We start from the raw sequence: 15045 nt of genomic DNA on the forward strand, positions 1-15045 counted from the left end.
CGGCAGTTTCCCCCACGGCGCGGGTACGGCGAGCACCGGACGAGCACGGAACAAGGGGCGGGATCGTGGCGTATGCGAGAGGCCTGCACCTCTGCGGTGCCCTGGTGATGTGCGGGTTACTGCTGGTCGGCTGCACGGACGGCGAAAGCGGCGGGGACGGCCCCGCCGACCGGGCGCCGTCGGCGGAAAGCACCGGAGCGAGCCGAAGCGGCGGCGACACGAAGACCGGGGCGGCCGCGGACGAGAGCACAGGCGGGGACGCCGCGCCGACGGCCTCGCCGACCTTCGAAACGAACCCCGCGAAGCAGCCGAGAACCGCGGACCAGGCACGGGCGCTGATCGGGAAAGTGATCGCCGGCCCGGAGCTGTTCGGGCGGCAGGTGGTGCGGACGACACCGTACGAGAGCGACCCGAGCCGCTGGGCGGTGCTGGGCGACGGCTGCGCCTGGCAGTCGGAGAAACTGCCCGCGGGCGTACTGGCCACGCTGACCCGGCACTTCGAAGTGCCCGCCGGGGGCGGCAAGGGGCCGGTGCGGCTGTCGGCCACGATCACCGTGCACCGTACGGCGCTGGACGCGTCCTGGGAACAGGCCGGAATGGTGGAGGAGTCCTTCGGCTGCCAGGAGGAGCTGCTGCGGCCGGGTGAGCGGCTCACGGAACTGAGCTCGACCGTGTACGCGCGGGGCGAGGGACACAACGACTACAGCGACGAGTCGCTGGAGGAGACGGGCCTGTGCGTGAGTGACTCCCGCGGCGGCCCGTATCCGTACAAGTACGACCAGGCCACGCTGGGCCCTGTGGTGGTCAGCACCTCCGTGTGCGGGGGCCGGGGACGCGAACCGGACGAACTGTGGACCCTTGTCCAGAGGGCCCTGCCCAGGATGCTGCTGAGCGTGAAGTACGAGATCGGGAGCCCCGCCGCGTTGGGATCCGCCTCGCCGGAGCCGGATGCCTCGGCCGGCGCGGGCGCGTCGACGCCGGGGACGAAGTCGAACCCGGAGGGGGGTGCGTGATGGAGCGGCTGCTTCCCTCCGATCCGTCCCGCCTCGGCGGCCACCGGCTGCTGGGACGGCTGGGCGCCGGCGGCATGGGCGTGGTCTACCTGGCCCGTACCGAGGCCGGGGACCTGGCCGCGGTGAAGGTGATCCAGCCGGAGTACGCCGACCAGGCGGAGTTCCGGGCCCGGTTCCGCCGGGAAGTGGTCTCCGCCCGGCGGGTGGACAGCCCGTGGGTGGTGCCGGTGGTGGGCGCCGACCCCGAGGCCGGGGCACCGTGGCTGGCCACGGCGTTCGTGCCGGGTCCGTCGCTGGCCGAGGCGGTCGTGGCCTGCGGGCCGCTGCCGACGCGCGCGGTGCGGATACTGGGCAAGGTGCTGGCGCGGGCCCTGGCCGCGGTGCACGACGCCGGTCTGGTGCACCGGGACGTCAAACCCGGCAACATCCTGCTCGCCCTCGACGGGCCCCGGCTGATCGACTTCGGCATCGCGCGGCCCACGGCTGCCGAGGAGACGGAACTGACCTCGGACAGCGTGGTGGTGGGCACGCCCGGTTTCCTCTCCCCCGAGCAGGCGCGGGCCCAGGAGGTCGGCCCGGCGAGCGATGTGTTCTCGCTCGGCTGCCTACTGGCGTACGCGGCCACCGGCCGGCTGCCGTTCGGCACCGGAACGGCGGACGCGCTGCTGTACCGGACCGTCCATGACACGCCGGAACTGGACGGCATCGACGACGCCGAACTGCGCACGCTGCTTCAGCGGTGCCTGGACAAGGAGCCCGCGGCCCGGCCCACGGCTGCCGAGGTGGACGCGGAACTGGTGGAGGACGCCCCGGCCGACTCCATCGACTGGCTGCCGGACGCGGTGGTCGCCATGGTCGCCGACCGGTCCGCCGAGATGCTGGCCCTGCCCGGCATCGAACCGACCGAGATCGCCGCCGACGCCGAGCCGGACACCGGTGCCTGGGTGCCGGGGCGCCGCCGGGTCCTGGCACTGGCCGCGGGCGGCGCGGCCCTGCTCGCGGCAGGCGGCGGCGCTGCCCTCTGGGCGGCGCCGGGGGGCGACGACAAGCAGGATCCGGCGGCGCAGTCGACCGGCCGACGCTGGGTCCTGGGCGTCCACGCGGACCTGAGCGGACCGCAGCGGGAGGCCGGGACGACACAGGAGCGCGCCGCCCGGCTGGCCGTAGAGCAGTTCAACTCCCGTAAGAACAAGCCGTTCACCCTCGCCCTCCGGGTGGTGGACGACCGGGGTGAGCCGGCCCGGGCGGAGCGGGTGGCCCGGCAGCTGACCGGCGAGGACGATGTGCTCGCCGTCCTCGGCCCCACGGGCTACGCCTCGGCCGAGGCCACCCTGGAGATCTACGAGGGAGCCGGGCTGCCGGTACTGACCGTGTCCGAACTCTCGATCACCGCCGCGCAGTCGGCCCTGCTGGCCGAGCCGAAAGCGTATTTCCGGACCGCACCCATGGCCGCCTATGCCGTCTACAGCACCGTCTTCACCCTCGCCGCCCAGGGTTCCCGCCGCCCGGGCCTGCTGATCGACCGCGCGGGGCGGATCACCGGCATGGAGTCCGCACAGATCGTCCGCAACACCTCCCGCGCCCGCCAAGCCGGCCTGTACGCCAGGGTCGTGCCCGCCGCCGCGCCGGACGCGTCCGTGGTGATCGCCGACATGCTCGCCCACGGTATCGACGGTTTCTTCTGCACCGGCACCCCCGAGCGCGCCGCCAAGGTCGCCCGCGCCCTGGCCGAACGGGGCTTCGCGGGGCCCCGGTTCCTGGACGCGCCCACGGCCACCGCGGCCTTCCTCACCGCGGCGGGGGACGCGGCCGACGGCTGGCAGACCCTGACCCCGTACATCAGCCCGGACGCCACACCCGTACACGCCTTCGCCACCGCCTACCGCAAGCGATACGGCAGCGCACCGGGTATCTGGGCACCGGAGGCGTACGACACCGCCCGCCTGGTCGCCGACCGGCTCACCGCCCTGGCCCGGGAGGGCGTCCGACGCCCCAGCCGCGCCCAGGTCACCAAGGCCCTCACCAAGGCTCAGTTCAAGGGGCTGACCACGACGTACGCGTTCAACAAGAGTAAAGAGCTCACCGTGCAGCAGGCCTACCACTACCGGGTCGACGGCGGCCGGTTCGCCTACGTCGGCACGCTGCCCACGTCCTGACGGCGGCGGGAGCAGGCGATGCGTGCGCTGCGGGCCGAGGACCCCGAGACACTCGGCGGGCACCGGCTGCTCGCCCGGCTCGGAACCGGCGGCATGGGCACGGTCTATCTGGCCCGCGCCGCCGACGGGGCAGTCGTCGCCGTGAAGACGATCCGCGCCGAGCACGCCGCGGATCCCGCCTTCCGGGCCCGCTTCCGCCGCGAGGTACGGCTGGCCACCGGGCTCACCGCCCGCTGGGTGGTACCGGTGACGGCCGCCGACACCGAGGCGCGCGAGCCGTGGCTCGCCACCGCCTTCGTGCCCGGCCCGTCACTGGCCGAGACGGTCGACGGACACGGTCCGCTCCCCGCGCACACCGTCGTCGTACTCGGCGCGCGTCTGGCGCGGGCGCTGGCCGAGGTGCACGCGGCGGGCCTGGTCCACCGCGACGTCAAACCCGGCAACATCCTGCTCACCCACGACGGTCCCCGGCTGATCGACTTCGGCATCGCCCAAGGCACCGGCACCACCGCTCTGACCGCCCCCGACGCGATCATCGGCACCCCCGGCTATCTCTCCCCCGAACAGGCCCGGCCCCACGAGGGCGAGGTGGGCCCGCCCAGCGACGTCTTCTCCCTCGGCTGCGTGCTGGCGTACGCGGCCACGGGCCGACGGCCGTTCGGCACCGGCGACGCGGCCGCGGTCCTGTACCGCACCGTCCACGAGGCCCCCGACCTCACCGGCCTCGACCGTCTCCTGCCACCACCGGCGCACGAGGCAATCACCGACTGCCTCGCCAAAGACCCCCGGCACCGGCCCACGGCCGCCGAACTCCGTGACGCGTTCGAGGCGGTGACCGGCAGGGCGCCGGGCGGAACGGAGGGGTCGAGCACGAGCCGGGGTACCGGACCCCCTGGGCAGGGCGACTGGCTGCCTCCCGAGGCGCTACGGCTGGTGGCCGACCGTTCGTCTCGCGCCCTCAACCCACCCCCACGCCCGCCGGCCCGCACCGCCCCGGAGCCATCGCCCCCGGAGTCGGTACGGAGGCTGCCCCGCCGCCGCGTTCTCGCGATCGGGGGCTTGGCGGTCGCCGCCTCGGGCACCGGCGCCGCCGTACTGCTGAACCGGCGGAACACCGCGGCGGCGGCCGGCACGCCCCGCGACGTACCGACACACACCATCGGCTTCCAAGCCGACCTGACAGGACCTCAGAAGGACACCGGAACAGCGCAGGAACGCGGGGCCGCCCTCGCCGTCGCCACCCACAACACACACACCGACGCCTCCTTCCGCCTCGCCCTGACCAGGTACGACGACCGGGGCGAGCCCGCACGGGCGAAGGACGCGGCCCGCAGCCTGCTCGCCCGGTCCGCGGTCCGCGCGGTCATCGGCCCCACCACGACCGCCGCCGCACGCGCCGCGGGTCCGCTCTACGCTGCCGCGTCGACACCGTTCGTACTCGTGTCGGTCGACGCCGACGAGGCCGCACTGTCCGACGTCTCCCTACGGCGCACCCTGTGCGAGACCAGAACATCGGCTTCCCAGCGCGCCCTACCGGTCATCCTCTACCTGACCCGGGTGCATTCCACGAGCCGTACCGCCGTCATCGAGGACCAGGCCGCGGGACAGACCGCCTGGGACACCAGCCGGTACATCGGCGAGAATCCGCCCAGCGAGGGCACGGTCACCATCCACCCCGTGGCAGCCGACACCGACGACTTCCGCCCGGCCGTCGCCAAGGCCCTGGCCACCGACCCGCAGGCCGTCGTCCACGCCGGCATCTCCCCGAGCCGAGCCGCGGCCTGCGCCCGCGCCCTGACTGCAGCTGGATTCACCGGCCCACGCATGGGATTCGAGCCCGTCATGCGTCCGGCCTTCCTCACCGCGGCGCGCGACGCGGCCGAAGGCTGGACATTCGAAGCCCCGTACACCGAACCACAATCGGCCGGCACCAAGGCCTCCAAGGCGTTCACCACCGCGTACCGGAAACGCTACGGCCTGGCCCCCGCCCGCTGGGCCGCCGAGGCGTACGACGCCGTCGGCCTGATCGCCCGCGCCCTCGACGCACTCGGGGGCGGCGCGGAAATCGAACCCGGCCAGGTCGCCGAACGCCTCTTCCGCACCGCCTACGACGGCGTGGCCAAGCCGATCCACTTCACCCAGGACGCCACCCACACGCTGAAACCGGAGAACGCCAGCTTCCTCTACCAGGCCAGGGACGGCGATTTCCGATTCCTGGGGCGATACGACCAGGCACGCTGAGCAGCAGCAACGGGAAGCAGCGCGATGACGCCAAGGGGGCCGATTGATGAAGATCGCGGGCCAGCCGAAGCCTTCGGTGAGGGCGCCGCCCAGCAGGGGGCCCGTGACGACGGCGAGCACGGTCACCGCTCCCACAGGCCGACGGTCTTCGCCCGGCGCGCGGTGTCGGGGAACCCCTGGGCCAGGAGCGACAGCGCACCAGGGGCCAGGGCGGTTTCAAAGTCCTGGTGCTCATGAATCTGTGCAGCTCACGGCAGTACGACGATGTATCAGTGACCCGCCACGCAGGCAACGAAGTTCCAGTTGAAGGGGTGACCTTCCCAAGTCGCCCTGCCCAACCGGAGCTTCGATGTGCCATCAGTCTGCCAGTGTCTGTCTGATCAAGTCGCCTTCGCATCAGCACCGCGGAGTCGTCGGCTTGCCGACACGGCTTGGGACGCTGGTGGATCCGCATTGCCGACGGGGGAAGCGTCACCTGTTCGTGAGCGTGCTGTTGGTGGCCTGCTCGGCCGTGGTGGCCGGTGCCCGGTCCTTCGCGGCGATCGGGCAGTGGGCACGAAGTGCCCCACAGGCCGCCCTCACCAGGCTCGGCGCCCGCACTGTCTCGGTGTTCGGCGTCCGTCGCGCGCCGAGTACGGCGACGATCCGCCGGATCATCAACCAGGTCTGCCCCGGCGGCCTGGCCGACCTGCTGGGATGTGACCCGGCCGGGGCGGACACCCTCGCAGTGGACGGCAAGAGCGCCTGACGGTAAGGCCCGTCGGCGGCGTTCCGCACCCGGTCGGCGAGGGACGCGTCAGCGAACCCGCCGAGGAACAGCTCCATGTCCCGGTAGCCAGCCTGGGAACCCTGCGCCGACACCTACAGCCATCGTTCGGGAACGTCCACTTCTTCGTCCTCGACCCCAGGCCCCAACTCGTCGGTGAACACCGGCCGACACGCCCCGGTGGACAGATCGAGCCGACCCCGAGACTCGCCGGGTCAGGTGCGGGTGAGATCGGCCAGGAGCGCGGACAGGAGGCGTTCCTCCATGACCGTTCTGCCCGACTCCTCCATGGCACGGGCCAGTTCGGGGTCCCAGGGGCTGGCCGCGGGCGGTCCCGCGAGCGGTGTGGACTCGCCCATGCTGAGGGCCACGGTGTAGTCGGCGGCGGTCATCCGCCAGGGGCGGGCACCGTGGCGGGCCATGGCGTCCGCAGTGATACGCAGGCCGGCCCAGTCGAAGTCGGCGCGCCAGTGCAGCCGGGCTCCCGCTCGTACGGCGGCGCCGAGCAATTTGTGGCAGGCGGCGGACGGGACGCCCTCGGTGCAGACTAGGGCGGCGCCGGTGTCCTCAAGTTCGCCGGCCGCGGCGCGCAGTACGGCCGGGTTCTCGCAGACGAAGATGGTACGGGCGGCGGGGACGACGGGGTCGGCGGCGAGCTGGTGGAGGGTGAGCCGGAAGGGGATGCCGAAGTCGGCGGCGTCGCGCAGCCAGTCGCAGACCACCGTGTCGCCCTCGGCGCCGATGTTGAGGACGAGTACCTGGCTGGCGAGGTCGTCGGCGATGGCTCCGGCGCTCTCCCACAGGGCGCGCCGCCCGGCCCGCTCGCGCGGTACGACCGAACTGTCGCCGGTGCGCTGGGCGAGGGCGCGCAGGACGAGCTGTTCGAGCGGGGCGCCGGGAACGAGGGCCTTGGTGTCGCCGGTCGCCCACTCGGCGAGGACCGGAAGCGGCAGTCCGTCGCGGATGCCCGGGTGCGCGGGGAGCCGATCATGGTCACCGGGGAAGCCGTCCGGGGAGCCGGGGAAGCGGTCCCGGTCACCGGGGAGCCTTTCCAGGACACGCACCGCCGCGTCGAGGAGGGGTGCGTCCCCGCGGCGTACGAGACGGGTGAGGGTGCCGTCGGCGGCGATCCGCTCCAGCCAGGCCGCGAACCATCCCTGCCCGGCGAGTCCGCTGGAGTGGGCGGACTTCAGGGCCTGTTCGCGGCGCGCTTCCTCGTCGGCCCGCTCGGCCGGCCGGTCACGCAGCGGGCCGTGGAGTCGGCCGAGGGTCGCCAGGAGACCGGCGCCGAAACGGTCGTACAGATACCCGTCCAGCTCGCGCAGGGGTACGGCGAGGCGCCTCGCCGTCTCGGGACGGTAGCGGCCGGTGATGCCGATGACGGTGCGGCGTTCGGCCTCGCTGGGTGCCGCGAGCCCGATGTCGCCGTCGAGCGCGCCGCCGGTACGCTCCAGCCTGCGGCGGGCGGCGGCGAGCAGCCGGGTCCATCCCTCGCCCCGCAACTCGTCGTACTCACGGTTCCCATGGTGCTCACGCTGTTCAGCCGGCAACCGCGGCCTCCTCGGGCATCAGGACGCGCCGGGTGCCGGGCGAGCCGAGGGCGGCGGTGAGGTCGCCGGTGTCGTCGGCGAGGAGCCGGTCGCCGTCCCAGACGAGCAGCAGCGCGGAGACGGTGTGGTCGACGGCGGTGTGCGCGAGGTCGTAGTGGGCCGCGGCGGACACGGAGGCGTGGGCGGCCCACAGGTCGTAGCCGGTCATGAACAGGTCGAGGTCGAACTGGGCGGCCAGCGACATGAGTTCGCCGCGCCCGGTGTCGTCCACGCCCGCGAAGGCCTCGTCGAGGGCGAGCAGGCGCGGGGCGTGCGGGTCGGCGGAGTTGAGCATGGCGTGCGCGGCGGCGAACAGCGGCAGGTGCAGCGACACGGACTGCTCACCGCCCGACAGCCGGCTGTGCCGGGCGCGGGTGAGCCGCTCCTCGTTCCTGTCGGGGCGTACCAGCTGGAACGCGAACTGCCGCCAGCGCCGGTAGTCAAGAACCTCGGCGAGCAACTCCCGGTAGGGCTGGTCGCGGTGGCACGCGCGGGCGGTCTTGATCTGCGCGGCGAAGTGGGTACGCACCCGGGCGAGACCGTCGGGGCCGAGGCGGGCGGCGTCGGCGTCGAGGAGGGCGCAGACGGCGCGCTGCTCGTCGTCGAGATGGTCGGCGAGCAGCCAGCTCACACCGACCGTCGTCCCCGAGGACATCTTCCGCTTGCGCATGTCGGTGTTCATCCGCCGGATCAGGTCACGGGCGTCGACGGTGCGGTCGTGGATCTGCTGGGCGAGCCGGGTGAGCAGGGCGTCCTCCAGGATCCGCTGCTCGGACTCGGAGAGCAGTTCGGCCTGGTCACGGCGGTGGGAGGAGATCTTCTGGGCGAAGGCGGCGACGGGCAGCGGGCCCTCCTCGTCGGCCACGCGGACGAGGATGACCCCGTCGGAGCCGTCCCATTCGGGCCGGTAGTCCTGTCCGGCGGCGGCGAGCTGCGCCTGCAGGTCGTCCAGGGCCTTGGTGAGACGGGTGACGGACTGTTTGAGGCTGGTCTCGGTGGGGGTGAGGTCGCGGGTCGCGGTAAGGATCGCCTCGTGTACGGCGACCACGGCCGACGGGAGTGCTTCGCCGGCCCAGTCGGCCTCCTGGGCGGGCCAGGCGAGACCGGGCGGACAGCGCAGGATGTCGAGGAGTTCACGGGCGGCGTACGAGCGCAGACCGCGCGCGGTGTTCTTCTCCTCCGCCGCGGCGACCGACCCGGCCGCGGCCGCGGCCGTACGGCGGGCCTCGGCCGCGGCGGTGCCCGCGATCGCGGTGTGCTGGGCCGTGCGGGCCGCCTCGGCCTCCCGGACCAGGGCGTCGATCCCGTCCTCGGCCTCCCGCACCTGGCGCATCACCTCCTGCGCCTCGGCCCCGACGGCCGCCTGGAGGGCCTCAAGCCCCGCGGCCTCCTCGGCGTGGCGGCGGCGTGCCGCGCGCTCGGTGTCCAGCGCCGCCTCCTCGTCCTCGGCGGCGGCGGTGAGCCGGTCGGCGCCCGCCTGGGCGGCCTCGGTCTGGCGGGCGTGTTCGCGGCGGCGGGCGGCGAGTTCGCGTACCGCCGCCTCGAAGGCGCGGGTGGCGGTCTCGACGGCGTCGACGCGCTCGATCTCGATGGTGTGCTCGGCCGCGGTGCGGCGCAGGGCGCGCTCGGCGACCGAGCAGGCGGCCACCGACTCGTCGTACGAGGCCTGGGCGGCGTCGGTGGCATCTCGGGTGGCGCGCAGCCTCGCCGCGGCCCTGTCGAGTTCGCGCAGGGCCTGCGTGATGCCGGTGGTGCGGGGCAGGGCGGCGCGGGCGGCGACGTACGCGTCGAGGGCGACATCCGTACGGGCCTGGGCGCGCGCCAACTCGTCGCGATGGGCGGAGAGTTCGGCCAGCAGCGTCTCGCAGGCGGCGATCCGGGCGGCGCGCCGGCGGGCGCGGGCGGTGGCGCCGACGTACTCGGCGTGCTCCTTGGTGTGGGCACCGACCAGGACACCGGCCGCGTACCGGCCGTCGGGGCTGATCTGCGGGGTCCCGGTGTCGAGGTCTCCGGTGACGGCGACGGAGCGCAGTACGGCGGTGATGCGAGCGGCGGTCGGAATCGCGGCGCTGGTCTCGGGGTCCTCGGAGCCCTCCGGTCTCAGGAGATCGGCGAGGCTGGGTCCACTCACCGGGGCGCCGGCCCGGAGGTAGCCCTCGCTGTGCCCGGCCGCCACGGGGATGTCCTCGGCGGTGACGAGGGCGTCGAGAAGGCCGGACGCCTCCAAGGCCGCTTCCAGGCCGGCTCGCTGCCGCTCCGTCAACTTATTCTCGAAGCCGACGAGTTGCCACAGCGGCACGCCGTCGCCGGGCGCCCGGTCGGCGGTTCGGCCGCGGGCCGGGGGCGGGGCGTCGTCGTGTTCGGCGGCGATCCGGTCGCGTTCGGCCTCCGTCTCGGCGCGGCGGCGCTCGACGTCGGTGCGCCGGGCACGCAGGGAGGCGAGCGTGTCGCGCAGCTCCTGTACGGCGGGAACGGTGGCCTCGATGAAGGCGTCGGCGAGGGTGACCGCCTCGGCCTCGCCGGTGAGTTCGAGGGCTTCGCCGAGTCGCTCGGCACCCGGTTCCGGGAGGAGCGCACCGTGTGCGCCGGTCCACTGTCCGAGCGCCGTACGGGCCTCTTCGCGGGCGGATTCGAGGGCCGACTCGGCAACGGCTTCGGCGGTCTCGGCCGCGGCGACGGCCTCCTGCGCACGGTCCAGCGAGATCCGGGCGAGGTCACGGGTCTGCTCGGCGCCGCGTGCCGTCTGCTGGGCGCCACGCACGGCCCGGACGCCCTCGTGGCGGGCCGTGGCCAGCGCGGCGGAGCGTTCGGCGAGGCGAGCGGGCTCGGCGTCGGCCGGTGTCCAGGGGAGGCCGGCGGTGTGGGCGTGGTCGGCGACGGTGGCGGCGTCCCGGGAGACGGCGGCGTCGAGTTCGGCGGCGAGCCGGGCGGCGTGTTCGGCCTCGGCACGGGCGCGGCCGGTGGCGGCGGTGCGGCGCTCGCGTTCGGCGCTCGCCTGCCGGGCGGTCTGCTCGCAGGTGCGTACCAGGCGTTCCAGGTCGGCGAGTTGCTCGATGGCCTGGTATGCGGCAGAGGAGCGCAGCTGGTCGAGACGGGCACGCTGGGCGGCGAGCGAGGCGTCGGCCGACTCGGCGCGCGTCTCGGCGGCGGCCTGCTGTTCGCGGGCCGCCGCCAGGTCCGCGGCGGCGGTGCGCAGTGCGGCGGCGCGCTCGGCGGTTTCGGCGCGGCGGGCGGTGAGCCGGTCGGCGGCGGTGCGGGCGTGGACCCGCAGATAGGTGGAGTAGCTCGCGAGGAAGGCGCGGGTGGCGTCGTCGGCGGCGGTCAGCCCCTCCAGGGTGCGCTGCACGGACTCCATGTCGTCGAAGGAGCGGGCCGCCTCGGCGATCAGGTCGTCGTCGAGCGGGCGCAGGCCCGCGGTGAGAGTGTCGGAGAGCTTGGCCGGGTCGAGGTTCTTGGCGAGCTGCGGACGGCGCAACGTGAGGATCAGGGTGAGCAGCTGCTCGTACCGCTCCCGGCCGAGGCCGAACAGACGCTGGTCGACGGCGGCGCGGTAGTCGGCCGTGGAGGCGATCAGCTCGCGTCCGAGCTCGGTGGCGAGCTGCTTCTTCGTCATCGGCCGGTCGTCGTCGGTCAGCAGCGAGAAGTCCTCGCCGACCCGGCCCTCGGCGACGAAGTGCCACCGAGCCGGTGTGTCCCGGTGCCGCTGGGCGTGCAGCCCGATGCCGCAGGTGACGGCCTCGCCGGTCTCCCGGTGGGTGAACTCGATCCAGACGTAGCCGAGCGCGCTGTCCTGCCCGCGGAAGAGCAGGTTGGACTTCATCGTGCGGTCCTCGGCGGCGAACGGGTTGAGCCGCTTGGGATCGATACGGCCGTCGAGGACGAACGGGAACAGCACCTCCAGTGCCTTGGTCTTGCCGGACCCGTTGGGACCGCGCAGCACCAGCCAGCCGCCGGCGAAGGAGAACTCCTCGTCCCGGTAGTCCCACAGGTTGATGATCCCGGCACGGGTGGGGACGTATCGGGGTGCCGGGGCGGGAGCGGGGGTGCTCACGGAGTCGGGTCCTTGGCGGTGTCGTCGGCGAACAGGGCGGTCTGGGCGGGTGGTTGTGCTGCCGTACGGGTCTTCACCCGGGCGGTGACCCCGCGGTAGCGGGCGAGCAGGGGGAGGGCGAGAGCTCCGCCGTCGATGCGGGCGATCAGCGACATGGCGGCCAGCAGGTCGAGTGCCTGGCCGAGCAGCCGGTCCGGGTCGCCGCGCAGGTCGGCGGCGAAGCCCGCACCGTACTCGCCGGTGATCTCCTTGAGCCTGCCCCGGAGCCAGGAGTCCGTGACGAAGGGATACCGGGTCTCCCCCGGCTCCTGAGCCACATCGCCGGACGCCTCCTCGTACACCAACCCGTCATCCGGCTCGGCGAGTTCGGCGATCAGTCCCCGCGACGGCAGGGCGCCGTCGATCCGCCGGGCGCGGGCCGCGAGGCGTTCGGCGGCGGTGGGCGCGGGCAGCAGTTCGAGGGCATGCCGTCCGGAACGCTGCACGGCGGCGCTGATCCGGGCGGCAAGCAGCAGCGCGGCTTGCGCGACCGTGCCGCCGCCGGGGAAGCGGATGTCGGACAGCCTGCCGGAGGTGTCGATGAGCGCCACGCCCTCGGCCCGCCGCTCCACCGTCAGCCCGGTCAACCGCTCCAGGTCCTCGGCGAGGGCGGGGGCCCGCAGCTGGCCCAGGAGTTCGGCGTCGGCGTCGGCGTAGTACGCGACCGGGTTCTCCAGCACCAGGCGGCGGGCGCGGCGGGCCTGGTCGCGGCGCTGGGCGGCACGGCCGGCGGACATGCCCAGCGCGTCGGCGGAGTCGAGGAGCGCGGTGACGGAGGTCAGGTGCTGCAGGACGCGGGTCGGGTGGTGGACGGCGAGGAGGATCTCGCGGTCGATGTCGTACAGGGCCTCGGCGCGCTCGGGATCGCCGGCCCAGGCGGTGGCGGAGCCGTCGGCGAGGGTGAGCGCGCCGCGCTCGGTGAGCCAGGTGACGGCGTCGACGAAGGCGTCCCGGTCGGGTTTGCGCGCGGTGTCGAGCCCGAGTCCGTCGATGCGTACAGCGTCGGCGGCGACCGCGTCGGCCAGCTCGCCGAGCGCCACCTGCGCGCCGTGGCGGCCCAGGGCCGCGAGGGTGAGGACGAGGTAGGCGTAGCGGCGGCGGTCGAAGGGGCGTCCCGCGCGGGTGAGGGCCGGGCGGGTGGCGTCCAGGCCGTCCTGGGCCCGCTGCAGCCGGGCGGTGTCGGCGGTGGTGACGAGCCGGTAACCGAGCACCTCCATCAGATCGGTGCGCAGCTGCCCGGCCCAGCGGCGCACGGTCGCCAGCGCGGTCCTGTCCGGGTACCCGGGCGTGACCAGCGGATGCCGCAGGACGAGCCGTACCGCCTTCTGGTAGTCGGCGAGTTCGAGCGGGGAGACGCCCTCGGCGACGCGGCTCATGACGCGGCCCTGCTTTGCTGGTCGGTGGCCTTGCTTTGTTGGTGGGTTACCTCCAGGCGCAGCCCGTCGAGATGGAGGCGGCCGCGCACGGTGTCGACGGCGGTGGAGCCCTCGGCGGGAGTGAGGGTGAGACGTACCCCGTGGGCTGAGCCGGAGGCAGCGGTGACCATGCGACTGGCGGGGACACGGGCGGCGAGCGCCACGTCTAGGAGGGCGAGCAGCGCCCGCGTCTCAGGCTCGTCGAGCGTCCGGCCGTAGACGCCGTCCGACGCGAGGGAGCTCGCGGCGCCGCGGCGCTCGGCCTGCTCCTTCAGCTGCCCGGCACGGAGCAGGGCCCGCCGGTCGTCGTCGCGCTCGATGCGGCCGGGACCGTGCAGGGCGGGGGTGCGGCCGGACTGGACCAGGGTGCGGGCGAGCTCGACCGGCTCGGCCTCCCACCAGGACGTACGCCCCGGGATCTGCTCGGGATCGGCGTACGGGACGGCGATGTGGCGGGGCGCGCCGAGCCCGAAGACCGCCTGGAACAGGGCGTGCGCGTCCTCGTCGCTCTCGCAGGAGGTGAACCACTGGGCGAGGTGGCGCAGTTGGCTCTCCCGGCTCACCCCGCCCCGGCGCGCCTCGGTGACGCGGCGCAGCAGGGCGAGGACGGAGCGGATCGCGGTGACGGTGGCGTCCTGCAGCCGCTCGGTTTCACTGTGCTCGCGCTCCGCGAACCAGTGGACGATGCCGTCCCACCGGTGCCGCCAGTCCGCCAGGCGCTCGGCGGGGCTGCGGAAGAGCCGCTCGTCGGCCTCGGCCGCGTACTCGATCATGCGGTCCACACCGGTGGCCGCGGCCTTCTCGACAGCCTCGGCGAGCAGCGGGGCGTAGCGCCCGAGCTCGGCGGTGAACTCCCGCATGTGCGCGAGGAGCGTGTCCTTGTGGGCGAGGAACACCTCGGGCCGGGTGTCGTTGGTGCGCGCCAGGTCGCCCAGCATGAGGTAGAAGCGGGCGGCGCGCTGCGCCATCTCGTTCAGCACGGAGTCGAGCCGGCCGAGCTTGCGGTAGACCTCCTCGCCGTCGCCCGCGGTGTTGGCCTCGGCCAGCGCGTGCAGGTCGCCGAGGATGTCGGGGAAGACGAGGCGGGAGAGCTGGGCGTCCTCAAGGCTCGCCCCGAGCACGTCCTCCACGGCCCGGTACGCCCGGTATCCGGCCTGGGTGAACTGGTACACGTAGTGGCGGTTGCGGTACTCGGCCAGGTTCGCGGCGCGCGTCCCGTCGTACGACCGGTCCAGGACCTGCCACTCCGCGAGCGCGTCGAGCAGCGGCTGAACACCGGCCGACCCGCCGACGGCCCCCGCGGCCGGATGGTCGACCACGAGCCGCTCCAGCAGCCCCACCGCGTCCGAAGCGTGCAGCAGCACCTGGTAGTTGGCGCGTCCGCGGTCGAAGGCGCGCAGCAGCCACAGGTACTCGTGGCGCTTCTCTGCGGCGGCGAAGTGGAACAGCCGCAGCCGGTCGTCGAGGGAGAACGCGTCGATGCCGAACGCGCCCTCGTCGACGGGGTCGGGGGCGTCGGCCCCCGGGGGGTCGGGCTCGTCACTCACGGGTCTGGCGGCTTCCGTGCGGCGGCTGGGCACGTGCTCGCCCCGGCCGGACAGCCGGGGTTCCGCACCAGTCTGCCGCAACTCGTACCAGTGCGGGTAACCCGCTCTTCGGCCGCGCCACCTGTGCTATTTTGCGCGCTTCGCGCGCCGTGCGAGGCGCACTCGGCCGGGCTCGCGATCCGCCGGTAAAGAGGTCGGCGCCGTGGACGCGTCCAGTGGCGCGCGCGA

At 73.9% G+C, this 15045-nt stretch carries 8 protein-coding genes; 4 read left to right on the plus strand and 4 right to left on the minus strand.

The genetic code is table 11. The features are described 5' to 3' along the window. Positions 1-65 precede the first annotated feature (65 nt). The 4 genes from RV986_RS23275 (at position 66) to RV986_RS23290 (ending at position 6158) form a co-directional block, all read left to right on the plus strand. A complete protein-coding gene (locus tag RV986_RS23275; RefSeq protein ID WP_475919245.1) occupies positions 66-1013 on the plus strand; it encodes a hypothetical protein in 948 nt (315 codons plus the stop codon). Then, complete coding sequence (locus RV986_RS23280; RefSeq protein WP_475919246.1) at positions 1013-3169, plus strand: bifunctional serine/threonine-protein kinase/ABC transporter substrate-binding protein; 2157 nt, start codon at positions 1013-1015, stop codon at positions 3167-3169. Before RV986_RS23275 ends, RV986_RS23280 begins: the two co-directional genes overlap by 1 nt. A gap of 18 nt (positions 3170-3187) precedes the next feature. Further along, positions 3188-5410 carry a bifunctional serine/threonine-protein kinase/ABC transporter substrate-binding protein gene (locus RV986_RS23285; protein WP_475919247.1) on the plus strand — a complete coding sequence of 741 codons (2223 nt, stop codon included), beginning with the start codon at positions 3188-3190 and terminating at the stop codon, positions 5408-5410. A 349-nt stretch (positions 5411-5759) separates the two neighbouring features. Continuing rightward, complete coding sequence (locus RV986_RS23290; protein ID WP_475919248.1) at positions 5760-6158, plus strand: transposase family protein; 399 nt, start codon at positions 5760-5762, stop codon at positions 6156-6158. A gap of 233 nt (positions 6159-6391) precedes the next feature. Here RV986_RS23290 and RV986_RS23295 read toward each other — a convergent pair whose 3' ends face one another. Genes RV986_RS23295 through RV986_RS23310 form a run of 4 tightly spaced genes read right to left on the minus strand, consistent with a single transcriptional unit; the run spans position 6392 to position 14817 of the window. After that, the gene (locus tag RV986_RS23295; protein ID WP_475919249.1) at positions 6392-7726 is read right to left on the minus strand and encodes a TIGR02679 domain-containing protein; all 1335 of its coding nucleotides are present in this window, start codon (positions 7724-7726) and stop codon (positions 6392-6394) included. Continuing rightward, positions 7716-11816 (minus strand): TIGR02680 family protein, encoded by a 4101-nt coding sequence (locus tag RV986_RS23300; protein ID WP_475919250.1) that lies wholly within the window; start codon positions 11814-11816, stop codon positions 7716-7718. Before RV986_RS23300 ends, RV986_RS23295 begins: the two co-directional genes overlap by 11 nt. Further along, positions 11813-13231: a TIGR02678 family protein gene (locus tag RV986_RS23305; protein WP_475919251.1), complete on the minus strand. Its 1419-nt coding sequence runs from the start codon at positions 13229-13231 to the stop codon at positions 11813-11815. The genes RV986_RS23300 and RV986_RS23305 overlap by 4 nt, the downstream gene beginning before the upstream one ends. Next, entirely contained in the window at positions 13228-14817 is a 1590-nt protein-coding gene (locus RV986_RS23310) for a TIGR02677 family protein (RefSeq protein ID WP_475919252.1), read from the minus strand. The genes RV986_RS23305 and RV986_RS23310 overlap by 4 nt, the downstream gene beginning before the upstream one ends. Between the last annotated feature and the right edge of the window lie 228 nt (positions 14818-15045).

The organism is Streptomyces sp. RLA012 (genome assembly GCF_056270325.1).

Excerpts from the sequence above, each read along its gene's own strand:
- RV986_RS23285 (WP_475919247.1), top strand. The coding sequence starts at position 3,188 with ATGCGTGCGCTGCGGGCCGAGGACCCCGAGACACTCGGCGGGCACCGG.
- RV986_RS23305 (WP_475919251.1), bottom strand. The coding sequence starts at position 13,231 with ATGAGCCGCGTCGCCGAGGGCGTCTCCCCGCTCGAACTCGCCGACTAC.
- RV986_RS23280 (WP_475919246.1), top strand. The coding sequence starts at position 1,013 with ATGGAGCGGCTGCTTCCCTCCGATCCGTCCCGCCTCGGCGGCCACCGG.
- RV986_RS23290 (WP_475919248.1), top strand. The coding sequence starts at position 5,760 with ATGTGCCATCAGTCTGCCAGTGTCTGTCTGATCAAGTCGCCTTCGCAT.